At 37.8% G+C, this 617-nt stretch carries 1 pseudogene; it reads right to left on the bottom strand.

Annotated elements, in window-relative coordinates:
- Positions 1-617 (bottom strand): annotated as a pseudogene (locus tag SORDD15_RS10160) (transposase); the annotation flags it as partial.

The raw sequence follows: 617 nt of genomic DNA, 5'->3' as shown, positions 1-617 counted from the left end.
TTTTTTGAAGTTTTCAAAGTTCCGAAAACCAAAGGCATTTCGTTTGATGAGTTTAATGAGATTATTGGTCGCTTCTAATTTTGCGTTGGAATAAGATAACTGAAGAGCGTTGACGATTTTCTCCTTGTCCTTGAGAAAGGTTTTAAAGACAGTCTGAAAAAGAGGATGAACCTGCTTTAGATTATCCTCAATAAGTCCGAAGAATTTCTCCGGTTCCTTGTTCTGAAAGTGAAAAAGCAAGAGCTGGTAGAGCTTGTATTGGTGTTTCAAGTCTTCTGAATAGCTCAAAAGCTTGTCTAGAATTTCTTTATTCGTCAAGTGCATACGAAAAGTAGGGCGATAAAATCGTTTATCGCTGAGTTTACGACTATCCTGTTGAATGAGTTTCCAGTAACGTTTGATAGCCTTGTATTCATGGGATTTTCGCTCAAATTGATTCATGATTTGGACACGAACACGACTCATAGCACGGCTGAGATGTTGGAGTAAAACAGTCCAGTGGACTGTTTTAGCCTGAGTTTAGAAATATAATAACGAAGGGTGAAAACGATCTAGAACGATTTTAGCACATGGAAAAAGCTGTTTAGCTAAGGCATAGTAGGGACTAAACATATCCA

It is taken from the genome of Streptococcus oralis, from assembly GCF_001578935.1.
Lineage (GTDB): Bacteria > Bacillota > Bacilli > Lactobacillales > Streptococcaceae > Streptococcus > Streptococcus oralis_R.
This window is presented reverse-complemented; position numbering and strand designations above follow the sequence as displayed.